General features: G+C 65.5%; 18 protein-coding genes and 2 tRNA genes. 8 read left to right on the top strand and 12 right to left on the bottom strand.

Features of this window, described 5'->3' with window-relative positions; translation table 11 throughout:
* Window positions 1–32 precede the first annotated feature (32 nt).
* The gene (locus I6F24_RS05215) at window positions 33–320 is read right to left on the bottom strand and encodes an usg protein (protein ID WP_036015394.1); all 288 of its coding nucleotides are present in this window, start codon (window positions 318–320) and stop codon (window positions 33–35) included.
* Between the two features lie 378 nt (window positions 321–698).
* Here I6F24_RS05215 and I6F24_RS05210 point away from each other — a divergent pair, with 378 nt between their 5' ends.
* The gene (locus I6F24_RS05210; protein ID WP_025037205.1) at window positions 699–1,013 is read left to right on the top strand and encodes a co-chaperone GroES; all 315 of its coding nucleotides are present in this window, start codon (window positions 699–701) and stop codon (window positions 1,011–1,013) included.
* A gap of 48 nt (window positions 1,014–1,061) precedes the next feature.
* Complete coding sequence (gene groL / locus I6F24_RS05205) at window positions 1,062–2,702, top strand: chaperonin GroEL (protein ID WP_057029537.1); 1,641 nt, start codon at window positions 1,062–1,064, stop codon at window positions 2,700–2,702.
* Window positions 2,703–2,938: 236 nt separating this feature from the next.
* Here groL and I6F24_RS05200 read toward each other — a convergent pair whose 3' ends face one another.
* The 6 genes from I6F24_RS05200 to I6F24_RS05175 form a co-directional block, all read right to left on the bottom strand.
* Entirely contained in the window at window positions 2,939–3,226 is a 288-nt protein-coding gene (locus I6F24_RS05200; RefSeq protein WP_225151274.1) for a GIY-YIG nuclease family protein, read from the bottom strand.
* A gap of 70 nt (window positions 3,227–3,296) precedes the next feature.
* On the bottom strand, window positions 3,297–4,040 hold the full coding sequence (gene lepB, locus I6F24_RS05195) for a signal peptidase I (RefSeq protein WP_225151272.1): 744 nt from the start codon (window positions 4,038–4,040) through the stop codon (window positions 3,297–3,299).
* A gap of 160 nt (window positions 4,041–4,200) precedes the next feature.
* On the bottom strand, window positions 4,201–5,364 hold the full coding sequence (locus I6F24_RS05190) for a slipin family protein (RefSeq protein ID WP_225124786.1): 1,164 nt from the start codon (window positions 5,362–5,364) through the stop codon (window positions 4,201–4,203).
* 338 nt (window positions 5,365–5,702) lie between these two features.
* Window positions 5,703–5,768 (bottom strand) — tRNA-Lys (locus I6F24_RS05185).
* Window positions 5,769–5,772: 4 nt separating this feature from the next.
* Window positions 5,773–5,842: transfer RNA gene (locus I6F24_RS05180), tRNA-Phe, on the bottom strand.
* 196 nt (window positions 5,843–6,038) lie between these two features.
* Window positions 6,039–6,878 (bottom strand): LysR family transcriptional regulator, encoded by an 840-nt coding sequence (locus tag I6F24_RS05175; RefSeq protein ID WP_225124785.1) that lies wholly within the window; start codon window positions 6,876–6,878, stop codon window positions 6,039–6,041.
* 127 nt (window positions 6,879–7,005) lie between these two features.
* On the opposite strand from I6F24_RS05175, the gene I6F24_RS05170 reads away from it, so the two are divergent.
* Window positions 7,006–7,599, top strand: coding sequence for a cysteine hydrolase family protein (locus I6F24_RS05170; RefSeq protein WP_036012801.1), 594 nt, complete (start codon window positions 7,006–7,008; stop codon window positions 7,597–7,599).
* 13 nt (window positions 7,600–7,612) lie between these two features.
* Window positions 7,613–8,242: a glutathione binding-like protein gene (locus I6F24_RS05165; protein WP_225114395.1), complete on the top strand. Its 630-nt coding sequence runs from the start codon at window positions 7,613–7,615 to the stop codon at window positions 8,240–8,242.
* A 7-nt stretch (window positions 8,243–8,249) separates the two neighbouring features.
* Here the strand turns inward: I6F24_RS05165 and I6F24_RS05160 are convergent, their stop codons facing one another.
* Complete coding sequence (locus I6F24_RS05160) at window positions 8,250–9,329, bottom strand: tlde1 domain-containing protein (RefSeq protein WP_036027759.1); 1,080 nt, start codon at window positions 9,327–9,329, stop codon at window positions 8,250–8,252.
* Window positions 9,330–9,987: 658 nt separating this feature from the next.
* Here I6F24_RS05160 and I6F24_RS05155 point away from each other — a divergent pair.
* Together I6F24_RS05155 and I6F24_RS05150 are read left to right on the top strand one after the other, a co-directional pair.
* A complete protein-coding gene (locus I6F24_RS05155; protein WP_036012807.1) occupies window positions 9,988–10,512 on the top strand; it encodes a FecR family protein in 525 nt (174 codons plus the stop codon).
* 56 nt (window positions 10,513–10,568) lie between these two features.
* On the top strand, window positions 10,569–12,458 hold the full coding sequence (locus tag I6F24_RS05150; protein ID WP_225151270.1) for an adenylate/guanylate cyclase domain-containing protein: 1,890 nt from the start codon (window positions 10,569–10,571) through the stop codon (window positions 12,456–12,458).
* A gap of 4 nt (window positions 12,459–12,462) precedes the next feature.
* Here the strand turns inward: I6F24_RS05150 and I6F24_RS05145 are convergent, their stop codons facing one another.
* The 4 genes from I6F24_RS05145 to I6F24_RS05130 all read right to left on the bottom strand — a co-directional run bounded on the left by I6F24_RS05145 (window position 12,463) and on the right by I6F24_RS05130 (window position 16,072).
* Window positions 12,463–13,965 carry a glycosyltransferase family 39 protein gene (locus I6F24_RS05145; protein ID WP_225151268.1) on the bottom strand — a complete coding sequence of 501 codons (1,503 nt, stop codon included), beginning with the start codon at window positions 13,963–13,965 and terminating at the stop codon, window positions 12,463–12,465.
* A gap of 6 nt (window positions 13,966–13,971) precedes the next feature.
* On the bottom strand, window positions 13,972–15,099 hold the full coding sequence (locus I6F24_RS05140; RefSeq protein ID WP_225151266.1) for a glycosyltransferase family 2 protein: 1,128 nt from the start codon (window positions 15,097–15,099) through the stop codon (window positions 13,972–13,974).
* A gap of 241 nt (window positions 15,100–15,340) precedes the next feature.
* Window positions 15,341–15,541: a hypothetical protein gene (locus I6F24_RS05135; protein ID WP_225151264.1), complete on the bottom strand. Its 201-nt coding sequence runs from the start codon at window positions 15,539–15,541 to the stop codon at window positions 15,341–15,343.
* Window positions 15,542–15,676: 135 nt separating this feature from the next.
* Window positions 15,677–16,072: a hypothetical protein gene (locus tag I6F24_RS05130; RefSeq protein ID WP_225151262.1), complete on the bottom strand. Its 396-nt coding sequence runs from the start codon at window positions 16,070–16,072 to the stop codon at window positions 15,677–15,679.
* 98 nt (window positions 16,073–16,170) lie between these two features.
* On the opposite strand from I6F24_RS05130, the gene I6F24_RS05125 reads away from it, so the two are divergent.
* Together I6F24_RS05125 and I6F24_RS05120 are read left to right on the top strand one after the other, a co-directional pair.
* Entirely contained in the window at window positions 16,171–17,007 is an 837-nt protein-coding gene (locus tag I6F24_RS05125) for a DUF72 domain-containing protein (protein WP_225151261.1), read from the top strand.
* 7 nt (window positions 17,008–17,014) lie between these two features.
* Complete coding sequence (locus I6F24_RS05120; RefSeq protein ID WP_225114389.1) at window positions 17,015–17,476, top strand: DUF488 domain-containing protein; 462 nt, start codon at window positions 17,015–17,017, stop codon at window positions 17,474–17,476.
* The last annotated feature ends 21 nt before the right edge of the window (window positions 17,477–17,497 follow it).

The raw sequence follows: 17,497 nt of genomic DNA, 5'->3' as shown, positions 1-17,497 counted from the left end.
GCGCCGCCGCAGGCTAATCCACCCTTGCGGCCTCAATGCAGGCGGAACACGCCGTCGACGGCGCGGAGCTCGGCCGGCTTGATCAGCTTGGAATGCGCCACCGTCACCGAATGGAGGGGGCCGTCGAGCTTCTCCTGCCAGAACGCCAGGAAATCGGTCAGCGCGGGGAATTTCGGAAACATGTCGTAGTTCTGCCAGACATAGGTCTGGAGCAGCGAGGGATGATCCGGCATCCGATAAAGAATTTGTGCCGTCGTCAGCCCGTAGCCCAGCATCTGTTTCCGGAATTCCTCGGAAACGCCCCCAACGCGCAGTCCCATGCCAAACCTCCTTTGCAGGAGCGCATTCGGCGAGTGGCTTGGTCCGTGCCCCGGGGAGCCACCCGGAAACGATGCGCTCACATGAGAGAAATGTGACGCAAACTGACAACTCATCTCAAGCCCAAAAGTTTAACAAGCTGTTGAAATTCAATGCTTTAGCAGCAGAGACGACTCCGTGCTAATACGGTCACGGCTGCCCGGTTAACGATGGCGAGGGGTTTCTGGCAGTCCGCGCTTTCGGCTGCTAATTTTTCTGCTACAAACCCTTGCTCCCGCAAAATTCCTGTCCTATTTCAGGCTCGCTCGTGCTAGCACTCACGGGCAACGATTGCTAACAATCTCAAAACCTCAACCCGAGCAATTGCTTAGGAGGACTGCATGAAATTCCGTCCGCTTCACGACCGCGTCGTGGTCAAGCGCATCGACGCCGAAGAGAAGACCGCTGGCGGCATCATCATTCCCGACACTGCCAAGGAAAAGCCCTCCCAGGGCGAAGTCGTCGCCGTTGGCCCCGGTGGCCGCGACGAAGCTGGCAAGCTGATCCCGATCGACCTGAAGGTCGGCGACCGCGTGCTGTTCGGCAAGTGGTCCGGCACCGAGGTCAAGATCGACGGCCAGGACCTGCTGATCATGAAGGAGAGCGACGTGATGGGCGTTCTCGAAGTCAGCGAGTCCAAGAAGAAGGCGGCTTAAGAGCCCCTCTCCTCCCCTCCAGTCAAACTCACCTAAGGAAAACTCCAGATGGCAGCCAAAGAAGTCAAATTCTCGGTTGAAGCGCGCGACAAGATGCTGCGCGGCGTCGACGTTCTCGCCAATGCGGTGAAGGTCACGCTCGGTCCGAAGGGCCGCAACGTTGTGCTCGACAAGTCGTTCGGCGCTCCCCGCATCACCAAGGACGGCGTCACCGTCGCCAAGGAGATCGAGCTCGACGACAAGTTCGAGAACATGGGCGCGCAGATGGTGCGCGAAGTCGCCTCCAAGTCCGCTGACGCGGCCGGCGACGGCACCACCACCGCCACCGTGCTCGCCCAGGCGATCGTGAAGGAAGGCGCCAAGTCGGTCGCCGCCGGCATGAACCCGATGGACCTCAAGCGCGGCATCGACCTCGCGGTCGAAGCCGTCGTGGCCGACCTCGAGAAGAACTCGAAGAAGGTCACCTCGAACGACGAGATCGCCCAGGTCGGCACCATCTCGGCCAACGGCGATGCCGAAATCGGCAAGTTCCTCGCCGACGCCATGAAGAAGGTCGGCAACGAGGGCGTCATCACCGTCGAGGAAGCCAAGTCGCTCGAGACCGAGCTCGACGTGGTCGAGGGCATGCAGTTCGACCGCGGCTACATCTCGCCCTACTTCGTCACCAACGCCGACAAGATGCGCGTTGAGATGGACGACGCCTACATCCTCATCAACGAGAAGAAGCTCTCCTCGCTGAACGAGCTGCTGCCGCTGCTCGAGGCCGTGGTGCAGACCGGCAAGCCGCTGGTCATCGTCGCCGAGGACGTCGAAGGCGAAGCGCTTGCGACCCTCGTCGTGAACCGCCTGCGCGGCGGCCTCAAGGTCGCGGCCGTCAAGGCTCCGGGCTTCGGCGATCGCCGCAAGGCCATGCTGCAGGACATCGCGATCCTGACCGGCGGCCAGGCGATCTCGGAAGACCTCGGCATCAAGCTCGAGAACGTCACGCTCAACATGCTCGGTCGCGCCAAGAAGGTGATGATCGACAAGGAGAACACCACGATCGTCAACGGCGCCGGCAAGAAGGCCGACATCGAGGCGCGCGTGGCGCAGATCAAGGCGCAGATCGAGGAGACCACCTCGGACTACGACCGTGAGAAGCTCCAGGAGCGTCTCGCCAAGCTCGCGGGCGGCGTCGCGGTGATCCGCGTCGGCGGCGCGACCGAGGTCGAGGTGAAGGAGCGCAAGGATCGCGTTGATGACGCGATGCATGCGACCCGCGCGGCCGTGGAAGAAGGCATCGTCCCGGGCGGCGGCGTCGCCCTGCTCCGTGCCTCCGAGCAGCTCAAGGGCCTGCGCACCAAGAACGACGACCAGAAGACCGGCGTCGAGATCGTGCGCAAGGCGCTGTCGGCCCCCGCTCGCCAGATCGCGATCAACGCCGGTGAAGACGGCTCGGTGATCGTCGGCAAGATCCTGGAGAACAAGGCCTACAATTACGGCTTCGACTCCCAGACCGGCGAATATGCCGACCTCGTCAAGAAGGGCATCATCGACCCGACCAAGGTGGTCCGTACCGCGATCCAGAACGCTGCCTCGGTGGCCGCGCTCCTGATCACCACGGAAGCCATGGTCGCCGAGCTGCCGAAGAAGGGCGGCGCCGGCCCGGCGATGCCCCCGGGCGGCGGCATGGGCGGCATGGACTTCTGATCCAGCCGTTCAGGCACGATACGAATTGCGAAACCCCGGCAGCGATGCCGGGGTTTTTGTTTTGGGGAGCACGTCATTCCGGGGCGCGCCCCTCTTGGGCGCGAGCCCGGAATCCATAACCACGCAACTCACGGGCGACGGGCATAGCGGGCCCACTCCATCTGGCTGTGATTATGGATTCCGGGCTCGCGCCCAAGGGGGCGCGCCCCGGAATGACAAGGAGTGCAGGATGAACCTTATTTGGTCAGCCCCGGATAGAGATCATCCCAATTTGGGTTCTGCTCCTCGAAGAGACGCGTCTTCCAGTCACGTCGCCATGTCTTGAGCTCCTTCTCGCGGGCAATGGCGCTCACGGCATCGTCGTAGATTTCGAACAAGACGAGCTTGTCGACGCCGTACTTGCTCGTGAAGCCGGGGACGGTCTTCGTTCTGTGCTGATACACGCGGCGCACCAGGTCGTTGGTCACGCCGATGTAGAGCGTGCCGTGTTTCTTGCTCGCAAGGATGTAGACATAGTAGGCCATTCCCGTCCGCCTGTGATTATTGGATTTCGGGCTCGGCGCTGCGCGCCGCCCCGGAATGACGGAGCAAGCCTTACTCCACCTTCCCGAGCCGCTCGAAGCGCGGCTCGCCGTCTTCGTCGAGCGACCAGAAGATCCGCGTCACCTTGCCGATGAGATTGTCCATCGGGACGAAGCCGAATGTCGACATGCGGCTGTCGGTGGAATTGTCGCGGTTGTCGCCGAGCACGAAGATGTGGCCCGGCGGCACGGTGAAGACGTCTGTGTTGTCGAGATAGCCGTTGTCGAGGCAGTCGTAGGTCACATAGGACGCGCCGCTCGGCAGCGTCTCGCGCCAGCGCTTGACGGCGGCGCGGTCGTCGACACCGCAGGCGTCGCCGGCAAATGTCGCCTCCAGGGCGATGCGGGTCACCGGGCGGTCGTTGAGGATGAGCCGGCCCTGCCGCATCTGGATGCGGTCTCCGGGCAAGCCGACGACGCGCTTGACGTAGTCGGCAGAACCGTCCTTAGCCGTCCGGAATACCACGATGTCCCCGTATTCGGGATCGGCGGCGAGGATGCGGCCCGAGATCCAGGACGACGCGAATGGGAGTGAATAGCGGCCATAGCCGTAGGGGTATTTCGCGGCGAAGACGTAGTCGCCGACCATCAGCGCCGGTGTCATCGAACCGGACGGAATGTTGAACGGCTGATACAGAACGAAGCGAAACAGGATCACCGGCGACCACAGCACCGGGATCATGAGGATCAGGACGACGATCGCCTTCCAATCGCTGGATCGTGCCGCGGGGCGGATCGATTCCTGAAGAACGGTCATGTGCCTTCCCTGATCAAGACGTTGCGGCCCCAAGATGACGCAACCTGCGAGCGCGCTCAATCCCCGACGAGCTCAAATTGGTCGCGCTGCGCGCCGATCGCGTTCATCGCAGACGGCGGCAACGCCGATGTGAAGGGCCGCCCGTGGGCGGCCCTTCGGTTCATGCGCTCTCGGGCGCCTTCAGACGCACGAGCCGGGTCAGGAGGGCATCGAGGCCCTGGCCTTCACCGGCATGGAGGTCGATGCGGCCGACCTTCTCGACCAGCCGCTCCAGCGACTCCAGCTCCTTGAGCCGAAGCAGCAGGGGGTTCTCCTCCATCAGGCGGGCAGTGTTCAGGAGCGAACGCGTCGCCGCGGTCTCCTCCTGCCGGCGGATCAGGTTCGCCTTCGCGACCCGCTCCGCCTCCACCACCTTGTTCACCAGCTCCCGGATCTCGCCGGGCAGGATCACGTCCTTGACGCCGAGCTCGGTCACCTCCACGCCGGACTCTGCGACGCGTGCACGCACATAGTCGCGCAGCTCCGCATCCAGCACCGCCTTCGCAGACAGCACCTCGTCCAGCGTCCGGCCCGCCACCGCCTCGCGGATCGCGAACTGCACCAGGCGGTACAGCCACGCATCCACGTCGGGCACGGTCGCCACCGTGCGCTCGGGATCGACGATGCGGCGGAACGCCGTCAGCGTCACCCGCAGCGCGATGCGATCCTTGGTCAGCATCTCCTGCGCGGTGATCTCGACCGCCTGGGGCCGCAGGTCGAGGCGCTTCACCTCGATCTTGCGGCCGACGGTCCAGAAGGCGTGCCGGCCGGGCGCGAGCCGCTCCACGAGCCGGCCCTCGACATAGAGCAGGCCCGCTTCGTGGTTCTCGACCACAGTCTCGCTCATGACGGTCGAGCGGCTGCGCTCGATCATGGTGAGGTGCCGCGCGTCGACCCTGACGTCGCTGGACACATCGATGCGCTCGACATCGATGCGCGTTGCGACCTTCCAGTAGACGCGCACCTGCCAAGGCGTCATCAGATGCACGGGCCGGCCGTCGAGGCTGACGATGGCGATCTCGTCCGCCTTGGTCTCGACCGCCTCGAACAGCTCGGCGGCAAGGTCAGGCCGCGCGGCCTTCAGCACTGCGTAGCGCTCCGCAGGAAATTCGCTGCGGACCACGTCGAGCACCTCGACCTTCAGCTCGTGCAGGGGATCGAACAGGCGATGCTTGCCGGGCGCGAGCACGCGCACGAGCTGCCCGTTGCGCGTCAGCAACGCACGCTCGCCATCCTTCACCGTCACGTTCAGCATCAGCAAATGCCAAGTCTTGTTCAAAGTCATGGCACGCCTCCTTCAGTTGCCTCCGGCCGAGCGCGGCCGGATAGCGGGTTACACCTGCAAAGGACGTGAGGACGCGGACGACGCTTCCCGCGAAATCGGCGGGCCGGGGCTTGAGCTTGCATGACGACGGGCGCACGCGCGCGATCGCGCGAGACGTGTCGCGCGGCCGTGCGGAGCCACCCGGCATCAGCGCAAGCGGTATCTACCCGCGGCGCAAAGCCGGTCTCACAGTGTCTAGGTTCGGACGGAAAGCCTTGCGGCAAAACGGCCGGACCGCGACTGAAGCGCGCGTCCGGTCCTCGTCAGAGGTATCAGCGTTTCAGGCTGAAACGGAGCGCTGGAGCGGGATTCGAACCCGCGACCCGATGAGTAAAAGTCATCTGCTCTACCAAACTGAGCTATCCTTTGTGCAAGAGACCGGAATCGAACCGATGCCTTCGGGTGTTCAACCCGACGCTCTCCATGAGCTACGTCCTGCGTTTCTCCTTCATTCGGCGGAACACGAAACCGGCAAGACCCGGCCCGCGCCAGTCGGGATCTCAGCGAGCCCGAACCCATGGCCTAGCGAAGGACGGCGCTAATAGACCAGGCACGTTCGGGTTGCAAGGGGGCGGGTGAAGTTTTTTCGTCGCAGCGTGCGCAGCGTGGCGCGATGATCGCGGCGATATGCGGCATCATTTGCGCGCACTGTCCTGGAAGCACGCCCTCACCCACGCGATCGTCACGCGTGTCGCGGGATCGCGCTTGAGGTGGTTCTGCACGAGCAGCCAGACGTCGCGGCGCTTCGGCAGCAGGGTGGCGCGCAGGCTGCGGTCGGCGAGCAGGGGTGCGCAGCTGTGCTCGGGCAGCACGCCGATGGCCAGATGCGACTGGATCATGGTGCGGATGATGCGGATATTGTCGGTGATGCAGCGCATGTTGGTCAGCCGCTTCGCACGCAAGAACTGCGCTTCCGGGATCGCGTCGAGCTCGTCCGGATAGACGCACGCAACGGGCTCGCGGCCGCCGCGGTCCGCGGGCTCGAAGAAGTACAGCCTGACGTCGCCGAGCTTGGAGATGGTGAAGTCCCCCTTCTCCGGCTTGCGCAGGCGGATGGCGAGATCGGCCTGCCAGCGCGAGAACTTGACGTTGCCGCTCGCGGTGAGGAATTGCAGCGTCAGCCCCGGATGATCGCGCAGGAAGCTGCTCGCATGCGGCGCCAGCAGCTCCTCGGCGACCGCATTTGTCGAGGCGATGCGCAGCCGCCCGACCGGGCCGGCCTGGCCCTCCTTGATGCGGTCGATCGCCGCCGCATGCGCGGCCATCGCACCGACATGCGCGAGCACCGCCTCGCACTGGCGCGTCGGCCGCCGCACGCCGTCCACCGCATCGAACAGCTTCACGCCGAGATCGCGCTGGATGCGCGCAAGCCTGCGGCCGACGGTGGTCTCGTCGATGCGCAGCCGCGCGCTGGCGCCGGCATAGGTGCCCTCGTCCCTGACCGCGGCGATGATGCGCAGATCGTCCCAATTCATCGGGGCGAGCCTAGCAGGCGCCGCCGCTACCTGCAAATTCGCAGCCATCAGCTGCAATAGTCCTGCACAATGGCAGGCTGCTGCTGCGCTAGTGTCGAAGCATCCGAATTCACGAAAGCCTGACGGCATGACCGCTCCAAAGACGCTGCTCGAACTCGCCGGCGCCGATCTCGATCCGCCCAAGCTCAACGAGACATGCCTCGTTCTGATCGACATCCAGAACGAATATTGCGCCGGCCCCATCGCCCTGCCCGAGGCGCAAGCGGCGATCGCCGCGGCTGCGCGCCTGCTCGCGCGCGCACGGGAGAGCGGAGCTGCGATCTTCCACGTCGCGCACAAGGGTCGCGCCGGCGGCCTGTTCGACCGCGAGGCGGCGCGCGGCGCGATCGTCGAACGCCTGACGCCACTCGCGACCGAGCCCGTGATCGAGAAGGCGCTGCCGAATGCCTTCGCCGGCACCGACCTGCAGGCCCGGCTGGCCGCGACCGGACGCAAGAACATCGTGCTCGCGGGGTTCATGACGCATATGTGCGTGTCTTCGACCGCGCGCGCCGCGCTCGATCTCGGCCTGCGCACGACGATCGCGGCGGATGCCTGCGCCACGCGCGATCTTCCCGATGGGCGCGGCGGCACGCTGCCGGCGAGAATTGTTCACGAGGTCGCTCTGGCCGAATTGTCCGACCGGTTCGCGATCATCGCGCAGAGCGACGTGCTGACCTGAGGAGACCTTCCCGATGCTGCAGCTCTATTTCTTTCCGATGGCCTGCTCGCTCTCGAGCCACATCGCGTTGCTGGAGGCCGGAATCGAGGCGCAGTATCACCTCGCCCATATCTGGACCAAGCGGCTCGTGGACGACGGCCGCGACTTCCGTGAGGTGTCACCGAAGGGCGCGGTGCCGGTCCTGGTGCTGGAGAACGGCGAGCGGCTGACGGAAAGCGCAGCGGTGCTGCAATACATCGCCGATGTGAAGCCGGAGGCACGCCTTGCGCCGCGGCCCGGCGACATCGATCGTTATCGCCTGCAGGAATGGCTGAGCTTCGTCGGCGCCGAGATCCACAAGGCGTTCCTGTTTCCAACCTTCTGGTACAAGGACGACGGCTCGCTGGCCAAGCCGCGCGCGAGGATCATGCAGACACTGTCGGTGCCGGCAGCGCATCTGGCGGGCCGCGAATTCCTCGTCGGCGACGCCTTCACCGTGGCCGATGCCCATCTCACCTGGACCTTGCTTCTGCTCCGTCCGGCAGGGATCGACATCGCGCAATGGCCACCGCTCGCGGCCTATCTCGAACGCATGCAGGCCCGCCCCGCGGTCCGGCGCGCGATCGCGACCGAGATGGCGCTGCGCAAGACCGTTGCGGCCTGAGCTCGCCTCACTCCACCCGCGCCAGCACCGCGAGCTTGCGGATGCCCTTGTTGCGGTAGGCGTCGAGGAACGCGTAATAGTCCTTGAACGACACGCAGCCGTTGGAATCGCCGCCCGGCCCGAGCATGAAGGTGTGGGCGAGCAGGCCGTCGCGGCCGTAGATCGCGCTCTCGCCGCCGATCGGGGTGAGGCGCAGCGCCGGCACGCCGTGGAACAGCGCCTCGCGCGGCTTCAGCGTGTAGATGTGCGGCGGCGTCACGCCGCGCATGCGCAGGCGGCGGGAGTCCGGATCGTCGCGATTGGCGCCAAGGCCGGAATGCGCCTCGAGCCTGGTGCCGTCGGGCAGATACACCATCTTGGCCGTGATGTCGTAGACCGCGGTGTCCCGCTCATAAGGCGGAGCGCCGCCGAACATCGGGTTCTGCTCCTTCGGGGCGATGGACGCAGTGATGCTGGCATCGGCCGAGGCGTAGGCGAGCAGCCCGCCGGACGCTTCGCGCTTGCCCCACAGCTTTTCCACCATCGCCTGGCGCGGAGCGGTGATCGACATCACCGCGGCCTTGGCACGGTCGGCGAAGGATTTTTGCTTGGCTTCGGGCGCCGGCACGATCTCGGCCGGGTCGGCCGAGGCGAGTTGCAGCTGGGCAGCCGGCGCGCGCTTGGTCTTGTCCGCGGCGTTGTCGGCGCCCTTGGCCGCCGGCTTCAGCGCCTCCGCGACCTTCGCGATCACGCCCTGCTTCGGGGCGTCTTTGGCCACCGCAACGACCTGCGCCGGGGGTGCGGCGCTTGTGGCATTCGACGGCACGCCCTGCGTTGCGGCCGCGGCAAAGCGCTCGTTGAACATCTCGCGCGAGATCGGAGCTGCGACCTGGAGGCGGTCGGGCAGCAGCGCGAAGGTTTCCTTGATGGCCTCGCCGGCCTCGCGCAGCACCACCCTGGGCGCGCGCTTGATCACCGGCTCGTCGTAGCCGACGCTGCCGACGGAGGGATAGACGCTCGCGCCGAAGATGTTGCTGTGAATGGTCCAGGCGGCGCCCATCACGGCGCAGCCGATCGCCGCGGCGCCAAGCCAATTGGTCGTGGTCATTTTCCGGGAAGATTTCCGCGAATTGGTCTTCGAGAAATTCTTGGACTTCCGTGCCGCGTTACTCTGCGCAGCGATACTCGTACTCATTCGCCTTGCGTCCAGGACGGTGTCACTCTGTCCCCCTTCGAAGTGCCGCTGGTCACGATCCGGGAACAGCATCTCGCAGAGGGTCGGAGCGTCATTAAGGCGACTTTTAGTTAAATGCGGATTAAGTTCGGGCGGATCTGCGGCGACTCGTTAACGCTGTCCCGTTTTGAGAAAAACGCCCGCAGAACTACGGACTTAGTCGGGTCTGTTAACTATAATTCTCGGCCGGTTCAGCAGGCTCTGCGGACGTCTGCGGCCACATCCATGACGCACTTGAGAACGTCATTTTCGTGGCCCTCCACTGCCCCCGAACGTAACGCGCCAGCGTTGCGCGAGGCTGGTGGACGACGCGTCGGATTGGGCCTCGTCGGCCGCGCGACAACGGTGCATGCTCATGACGCGCCGGGCACCGCGGCACGGCGCCGTGATTGAAAGTTGATCGCCTCGGTTCTGGACATCGCGGGTGCGAGAAAATAGCTCCCACTTCGGCACTTTTCAGCAGCCTCTGCGCGTGATACGGTACCGTATCATCCTGCCCTGAGCTGTGCCGAGCACGCAAACGGAGGCTGGCATGAGAGGGATTGCGCGCGCGGGGTTTTTCGCCCTGGCGGGGTCGTTTCTGTTGATCGGATCTGCGACTGCGCAGCCTGCGGCGAATGCGGGCTGCACGGCATCGCCGTCGGCTGCCGGGACGCAGACCTGGCGCTGCGACAACGGCATCACCATCGTTGCGGAAAACGGCGCCAGATTTGAACTTAAGGACGCCAACCGCGACGGACATATAGACTCCGTGGAGTTGAGCAGCAAAGCGCTGCTGATCGAGGTGCCCAAGAAGCCGCGCGGCAATCCCTTCAAGGTGCTGACGCCGCAAGCGATCGCCGCAGTGCGCGGCACGAAATGGGCGGTCGATGCCGCCGACGCCAAGACTTCCGTGTTCGTCGCAGACGGCCGGGTCGGCGTGAGCCGCAGGGCTCGTGGACGCGGCGTCGTGCTCGGCCCCGGCGAAGGCGTCGATGTCGAGCCAACCGGTCCGTTGACCGTCAAGACCTGGGGCCAGCCGCGCGTCGACGCGCTCATGGCCAGACTCGGGCAATGAGCCGGGGCCGGCAAGGCCCGGCCCATGAGATTTGGATTATACGATTGCAAGACCGCATGCGCAGCCGACGCGTTCAGATCCTGGTGGCACTCGTCCTCACCGCGCTGTGGGGCGCGGGCATCTATGCCACGCACGCCCACGGCCATCTGCGCTTCCTGGACCGCCTCGAAGCCACGTTGACGGATTGGCGGACGCAGGCGCGCGGCGTGCGGCGTCCGCCGGATTTCGTCACCATCGTTGCGATCGACGACACGGTGGTGAAGCGCGGCGGCACCTATCCACTGCCGCGCGCCGATCTTGCCCGCGTGGTCGATACCATCGTGCAGTTCAAGCCGAAGGTCGTGGCGATCGACCTGCTGCTGGTCGACCGCAGCGCCGCGATCGGCGATGCGACGCTGGCCAACACATTGGCCACCGGCCGCATGGTGCTCGCCGCCGCCGCGATCTTCCCCTCGGCCAGCGAAACCGTGTCACCCAGCAGCGAAGGTCCGCTGGCCGTGCTGCCGGAGGCCGAGCGCTTCCTGCAGCCATTGCCCGCATTCGCCGATCACGCCGAGGTCGGCATCGTCAACGTCGCGACCGGGCAATCGGGCTCGCCGCTCTCGGTGCCGATGCTGTTCCGGACCCGCGACAAGGTCGAGCTGTCGTTTCCGTTGCGCGTCGCGGCGCGCGCGCTCGACCAGCCGCTGACCGTCGCGCCGGGCCATCTCATGCTCGGCGATCGCGTGGTGCCGACCGACAGCAATCTGGCATTGCCGATCACCTATTACGGCCCGCGCCGCACCATCCGTACCGTCAGCGCACAGAGCATCTTCGACGGCACGCTCGATCGCGCGGCCATCGAGAACCGGATCGTCGTGATCGGCGCCTCCGTCGCCGGCGGCGGCGACTTCTATCCGACGCCGTTCGATTCCCTGATGCCCGGCGTCGAGGTGGTCTCGACCGCAATCACGCATCTCGTCGCCGGCGACGCCATCCTGCGTGACCACCGCGTCCGCATTGCCGACGCGCTCACGGCGATCCTGCTGCCGGTGCTGCTGGTCGGCCTGCTCGCCTGGCGGCGCATCGCACTCGGCACCATGGCGGCGGCCGCGGTGATGATCGCCTGGGCCGGGCTCAACCTGTTCGCGTTCACGCACGGCGTCTGGCTGAACGCCGCGACCACGCTCGCCGCCGCCGTGCCGCCGGTTGCGGTCTTTGCCGGCGTGCAGCTGTGGGCCGGAGGCCGCCGCACGCAATATTTCGCCGCTAAGAGCAGGTCGCTTGCGCAATTCCAGGCTCCGGCGCTGCGGGATTGGCTCTCGCGAGATCCGAACTTCCTGTCGAAGCCGGTGCGGCAGGATGCAGCCGTGGTGTTCGTCGATCTCTCCGGTTTCACCGGTTTGAGCGAGCGGATCGATCCGGACGAGCTCACGGATATTCTGAAGGCGTTTCATGCGCTGATCGACCGGATCGCGATCGATTGCGGCGGCATGATCACGGGCTTTCTCGGCGACGGCGCCATGATCCTGTTCGGGCTGCCGCGCGCCATGCCCGACGACTCGGCGCGCGCGCTGAAATGCGCGGTCGATCTGCATCGCGGCCTCGCACGCTGGATCGCCTCGCTGCCGCCGGCGATCGCAGGTCAGCTCGGCTACAAGATCGGCGCACATTGCGGCCCGATCGTCGCCTCGCGACTCGGCGAAAGCCATCAGCACATCACGGCGACGGGCGACACCGTCAACGTCGCAAGCCGGCTGATGGAGATTGCCGCCCAGAACGATGCGCGCCTTGTGCTGAGCGACACGCTGCTGGATGCGGCCGACTTCCAGGGCGCGCCCGACGGCGTTCTGTCCGGCCCCCTGCTCGCCCGGGTCCGCGGCCGTTCCGGCGTCGTGACTGTCTGGTTCTGGCGCGATCGCGATGGGCCGGGACAGGATGCTGACAAGGCCGAGATGATCGATTAAGCCGCTACCGCGCTTCCGGCGGCGGCGAGCGGTCCAGCACCTCGCCCTTGGCGCCTTCCAGCAGGTCGATGCCGTAGGTCTCGACCACGAGCGGCCCGCGCTTGCGCTGCAATTGCGCCACCTGCGTCACCTTTGCAAAGAGAGCATTGAGGGCAGGATGACCGTCGGCGCGCAGCTCGTCGACATAGAGCAGCTTGCCGGCGAGCAGCTTGGGATCGGGTTCGGTCATGTTGACCCAGCGGATGCGCTGGCTTTGCTGCGCGACGCAGGTGCCGCGCGGCAGATAGAATGCGAGCCAGCTCGTGGTGCCGTAATCCTGCGCCAGCACGCAGGTGGCGCCACTGCGCGCGCGCACCGCTTCGATTCCGGCCGCGAGCTCGCGCCAGCCGACACCGACACTGCGCACGGTGGCATCGCGGCGATATCCGGACAACCAGCCGGTATTGGCCTGCACGATCAAGGCTGCAAACATGACGATGCCCACAGGCGCGGCCCAGCGCAGGCAAACGTCGACGAGGCGCCGCTGACGCGGCTTCCATTGCGCAAGATTGGCCGCGGCGGCCGCGGCTATGACGAACGGCGGATACACCGGCGCGAACCAGTTGGCCTCGACGCGCGCATGCAGCGAATGCCAGACGAAATAGGCGACGATGGTCCAGAACATCGTCTCGATCAGCACGCGCGAGGCCAGCGCGCCGGCGCGCTGCCAGGTCAGCGCATGCAGGCCCATGGCGCCGAGGATGAAGACCAGCGGGGTTGCGAACGCGATCTGGGTCGGGATCAGCTCGGCGATGAAGACGGGGCGGAAGTCCTCGATCTTGGCGCGGCCGAGCTGCTTTGCGAACGAGACCCATTGATGGTCGGCATTCCAGAGGATCACCGGCGAGAACAGCGCCAGCGCGACGAGGCCGCCGAGATAGGGCCGGGGCGAGAGGAACCAGCGCCGCAGCTTCGGCACGCAAGCGAGCCAGATCAGGATCGCGGCGCCAAAGAACATCGCGGTGTATTTCGACAATAGCGCCGCGCCGACGGCGGCGCCGACCGCGAGCCACCAGGCGCCGCGTCCGGTCTCCAGCACCTTGGCGAGAAAGAACAGCACGAAGCTGGAGGCGACCAGCAGCGGCGCATCGGGCGTGACGATCAGCGTGCCGACGGAAGCCAGCAGCGTCACGTTGAGCAGGATGGCGCTGGTCGCGGCCACACGCACCCCGCCGAACAGAATTGCGGCGGAGCGATAGACCGCATAGCTCATCGGCAGCGCGAGCAGGATCGAGACGAGGCGGACGCCGAGCTCGGTATCGCCCGCGATCATGGTGCCGGCGCGGATCACATAGGCGACCATGGGCGGGTGGTCGTAATAGCCCCCGGCGAGGCTCTTCGACCACATCCAGTAATAGGCTTCGTCGAACGTGATCGGCGTGAAGGCGGCTGCGACGAGCCGCAATCCCACCAGCGCGACAATCAGCAGCGCGGTGTTGCGGACGATCCGCGCGTCGGCCCCGCCCATCACGCGCTATTTCTTGCGCCAGACGAACAGTCCGGACATCGCGTAGTTCCACACCACGCCCATCAACGCGCCGGCCAGGCCGGCCAGCCACCAGATCGGCTCCTGGTCGTAGACCGAGAAGGCGACGCCGACATTGGCGAGCAGGCCGACGCTGCACACGATGTAGAAGGCGATCAGGCCGCGCAGCAGCGCAAAGTCCTTCAGCCGCTGGTCGCGATAGGTGAGAAAGTTGTTGAGGACGAAATTGCTGGTCATGGCGACGATGGCGCCCGCGGCCTGCGCCTCCGGGAACGGCGCGTTGAACAGGCGAAGCGCGATGAACAGCGTGGTCAGGTGCACGACGAGGCCGATGCCGCCGACCATCGCGAACAGGATGAAGCGCAGCGAGACGATGTCGTTGGTCAGCTTGGCGAAGACGAGGCCGAGGAAGTCGAGCGCGACCATGGAATCGAGCTTGCTCTCGCCGTGCTGGCGGGCGCCGAAGGTGTAGGGAATCTCGACCGCCCGCAAGCTGCCGTGCGCGGTCGCGACGATGTCGAGCAGGATCTTGAAGCCGTGCACGGAGAGTTTTGGCGCGAGCTGCTCGAAGCGGTCGCGGCGGATCATGAAGAAGCCGCTCATGGGATCGGCAATCTCCACCCGCAGCATCTTCTTGGCGACCTCGGTCGCGAGCGCGCTGGCGCCGGCGCGCTGCCTGTTGAAGCCTTCGCTCTTGTAGCCCTCGATGTAGCGGCTGCCGACGACGAGGTCGGCCTGATCGCTCGCGAGCAAGAGCAGCATCTTGGTCAACTGCGTCTCGTCGTGCTGGAGGTCGGCATCGATCACGGCCACATAGGGCGCGCTGGAGGCAAGGATGCCCTCGATGCAGGCGCCCGACAGGCCGCGGCGGCCGATGCGGCGGACGCAGCGCACCCGGCTGTCGCGCTGCGCCAGCTCACGCACGACATCCCAGGTGCAGTCGGGCGAATTGTCATCGACGAACACGACTTCCCAGACGACGTTGGCGAGCGTCGCCTCGAGGCGGCGGTACAGCACGGTGACGTTGTCGCGCTCGTTGAAAGTTGGGACGATGACCGACAGTTCCGGCCCCTCGTGGGCTTGGTTGTCGATGCCCGGTCTGATCGCTTCGTTCATGACGGCAGCGTATATCCGCCGCATCCTGCGCTGCCAAGCCGGGGGTCTGGGGAAGGGCCGAAAAGGGGCCTAAAATGCCAACGACCCCGGAACGGCGGGCCGCGCGTACATCCGGCGCAAGCCTTAAGCAATTCCAAGGTCGTTCCAGCGACGGAGGTCTTTACGCTCAACGTCGCCGTTAGAAGCTAGATGGGAATGGCAAAAGCGTTCCGCAAGGGGGCGGAAATCCGATTTTCAAACCCTATTGGTTGGGCACTTCCCGGATGACCGGCCCGCGCGGCGCGGGCGCGACCGGGGCTGCGGGTGGCGCCGCCGCCGGCTCGGCCTTCGCCGGCTTGGGCGGCTTGCCGTACTGGCCGATCGGCCCGAACACGACGGCAACCGCAAGGACGACCGCCGCGACGATCGCCCCCAGAATGCCACCCACCGACTCAGACGACATGCAAGTTCCTGCTCCAGACGGGCTCAGTGATACCATGGATGAGCGCGCGACTGGAAGGCCCAGGGCGAATCGCGAATGGCGAGTGGCGAGTGAGCATGGCATGCCGTGTCGCCCTATTCGCGATTCGCCACTCCCCTACTTCTGGGGCGGCCGGTGCTTGACGAAGGCCATCACGATGTCCTTCTGCGCCGCCTCCACCGCTCTGTTCGCGGTGGCGAGATGAGCGCCGCCATCGATATCAGGATATTGCGTGGTGAGATAATCGAGCAGCGTGACCCGGTAATATTGCCGCTCCGACGGACAGGCTCCGGCAACCGAGCGGCCGAAATCCTGCTCCGACAGGCCCTGATTGGACTCGCGCGAATATTCCCGCGCGAGGCAATGCCAATAGTCGTCGCGGCCCTGCTGAGCGAGCTTCTGCGCGCCCTTCGTGTCGTCGTCATCCGCCACGGCAGAACTTGTCACGGCAGAACTTGTCATGGCAGCAGATGTCATCATGACGAGCGCGCCCCCCACCAGCAGCATCCGCATCTTGTTCTCCTTCTTCGCGGGCCCGTCGCGAGCTTAGACCGGACCGGCCAACTGGCCAATCACATCTGGTTTGATTAGGATGAGATCCCTCCCCGTCGATGCGAGATCCTCCCGTGGCCAAAGTAAAAACTGCGTCCAAAAAATCCGGCAACATCTTCATCGGTATCGGCGGCTGGACCTTCGAGCCCTGGCGCGGCGTGTTCTATCCGGAGAAGCTCGCGCAGGCGAAGGAGCTGTCCTATGCCGCCTCGAAGCTGACCTCGATCGAGATCAACGGCACCTATTACGGCTCGCAGAAGCCGGAGAGCTTTCGCAAATGGGCGAGCGAGGTGCCTGACGGTTTCGTGTTCTCGGTGAAGGGACCGCGCTTTGCGACCAACCGCCGCGTGCTCGCCGAGGCCGGCGATTCCATCAAGCGGTTCTACGATTCCGGCGTGCTGGAACTCGGCGATCATCTCGGGCCGGTGCTGTGGCAGTTTGCGCCGACGAAGAAGTTCGATGGCGCCGATTTCGGCAAGTTCCTGGAGCTGTTGCCGCGCAAGCTCGAGGGGCGCGCGCTGCGCCATGTCGTGGAAGTGCGCCATGACAGCTTCTGCACGCCGGACTTCGTGGCGCTGATCCGCGAGTTCGAGACGCCCGTGGTTTTCGCCGAGCACGGCAAATATCCCGCCATCGCAGATGTCGCCGGCGATTTCGTCTACGCGCGGCTGCAGAAGGGCAATGACGAGATCAAGACCTGCTATCCGCCAAAGCAGCTCGACGCCTGGGCCGAGCGCTTCCAGGACTGGGCTTCGGGCGGTGAACCCGACGATCTCCCGAAGGTTGACAAGGCCAAGCCGAAGAAGGAGCCGCGCGACGTGTTCGCTTACGTCATCCACGAGGGCAAGGTGCGCGCACCGCACGGCGCCATGGAACTGATCGCACGGGTGAGTTGAGGGTCCCATGGCAAAGGCGAAGAAGCTCTTCACCATCGGCTACGAGCAGACACCGCCGAAGGCCGTGCTGGACGAGCTGGAACAGGCCGGCGTCAAGCTCGTGGTCGACGTGCGCGCGGTGACCTCGTCGCGCCGGCCAGGCTTTTCCAAGAAGCAGCTTTCGGCGGGCCTCGACGAGCGCGGCATCGGCTATGTCCATCTCGCCGCGCTCGGCACGCCGAAGGAAGGCCGCCTCGCCGCCCGCAGCGGTCAATACGACGTGCTGGAGATGATCTTCTCCAAGCACCTGAAGACGCCGCAGGCGAGGGAAGAGATGGACGAGCTTTCTGCGCTGGTGAAAAAGGCCGGCCCGGTGTGCCTGCTCTGCTACGAGCGCGACCACACCCACTGCCACCGCCAGATGATCGCGGAGATCATCGAGGAGCGCGATGGGGTTGCGGTGAAGAATTTGGCGGGGCGGCAGGTGTAGCCACAGCCGTCATTCCGGGGC

Source organism: Bradyrhizobium sp. BRP23 (genome assembly GCF_020194135.1).
Lineage (GTDB): Bacteria > Pseudomonadota > Alphaproteobacteria > Rhizobiales > Xanthobacteraceae > Bradyrhizobium > Bradyrhizobium yuanmingense.
The sequence above is the reverse complement of the archived record's forward strand: the minus strand, read 5'-3'. Positions and strand labels throughout refer to the sequence as shown.

Excerpts from the sequence above, each read along its gene's own strand:
- I6F24_RS05120 (WP_225114389.1), top strand. The coding sequence starts at position 17,015 with ATGGCAAAGGCGAAGAAGCTCTTCACCATCGGCTACGAGCAGACACCG.
- I6F24_RS05170 (WP_036012801.1), top strand. The coding sequence starts at position 7,006 with ATGACCGCTCCAAAGACGCTGCTCGAACTCGCCGGCGCCGATCTCGAT.
- I6F24_RS05215 (WP_036015394.1), bottom strand. The coding sequence starts at position 320 with ATGGGACTGCGCGTTGGGGGCGTTTCCGAGGAATTCCGGAAACAGATG.
- I6F24_RS05135 (WP_225151264.1), bottom strand. The coding sequence starts at position 15,541 with ATGTCGTCTGAGTCGGTGGGTGGCATTCTGGGGGCGATCGTCGCGGCG.
- groL (WP_057029537.1), top strand. The coding sequence starts at position 1,062 with ATGGCAGCCAAAGAAGTCAAATTCTCGGTTGAAGCGCGCGACAAGATG.
- I6F24_RS05165 (WP_225114395.1), top strand. The coding sequence starts at position 7,613 with ATGCTGCAGCTCTATTTCTTTCCGATGGCCTGCTCGCTCTCGAGCCAC.
- I6F24_RS05145 (WP_225151268.1), bottom strand. The coding sequence starts at position 13,965 with ATGGGCGGGGCCGACGCGCGGATCGTCCGCAACACCGCGCTGCTGATT.
- lepB (WP_225151272.1), bottom strand. The coding sequence starts at position 4,040 with ATGACCGTTCTTCAGGAATCGATCCGCCCCGCGGCACGATCCAGCGAT.
- I6F24_RS05160 (WP_036027759.1), bottom strand. The coding sequence starts at position 9,329 with ATGACCACGACCAATTGGCTTGGCGCCGCGGCGATCGGCTGCGCCGTG.
- I6F24_RS05140 (WP_225151266.1), bottom strand. The coding sequence starts at position 15,099 with ATGAACGAAGCGATCAGACCGGGCATCGACAACCAAGCCCACGAGGGG.
- I6F24_RS05190 (WP_225124786.1), bottom strand. The coding sequence starts at position 5,364 with ATGACTTTGAACAAGACTTGGCATTTGCTGATGCTGAACGTGACGGTG.
- I6F24_RS05130 (WP_225151262.1), bottom strand. The coding sequence starts at position 16,072 with ATGCGGATGCTGCTGGTGGGGGGCGCGCTCGTCATGATGACATCTGCT.
- I6F24_RS05200 (WP_225151274.1), bottom strand. The coding sequence starts at position 3,226 with ATGGCCTACTATGTCTACATCCTTGCGAGCAAGAAACACGGCACGCTC.
- I6F24_RS05125 (WP_225151261.1), top strand. The coding sequence starts at position 16,171 with ATGCGAGATCCTCCCGTGGCCAAAGTAAAAACTGCGTCCAAAAAATCC.
- I6F24_RS05210 (WP_025037205.1), top strand. The coding sequence starts at position 699 with ATGAAATTCCGTCCGCTTCACGACCGCGTCGTGGTCAAGCGCATCGAC.
- I6F24_RS05150 (WP_225151270.1), top strand. The coding sequence starts at position 10,569 with ATGCGCAGCCGACGCGTTCAGATCCTGGTGGCACTCGTCCTCACCGCG.
- I6F24_RS05155 (WP_036012807.1), top strand. The coding sequence starts at position 9,988 with ATGAGAGGGATTGCGCGCGCGGGGTTTTTCGCCCTGGCGGGGTCGTTT.
- I6F24_RS05175 (WP_225124785.1), bottom strand. The coding sequence starts at position 6,878 with ATGAATTGGGACGATCTGCGCATCATCGCCGCGGTCAGGGACGAGGGC.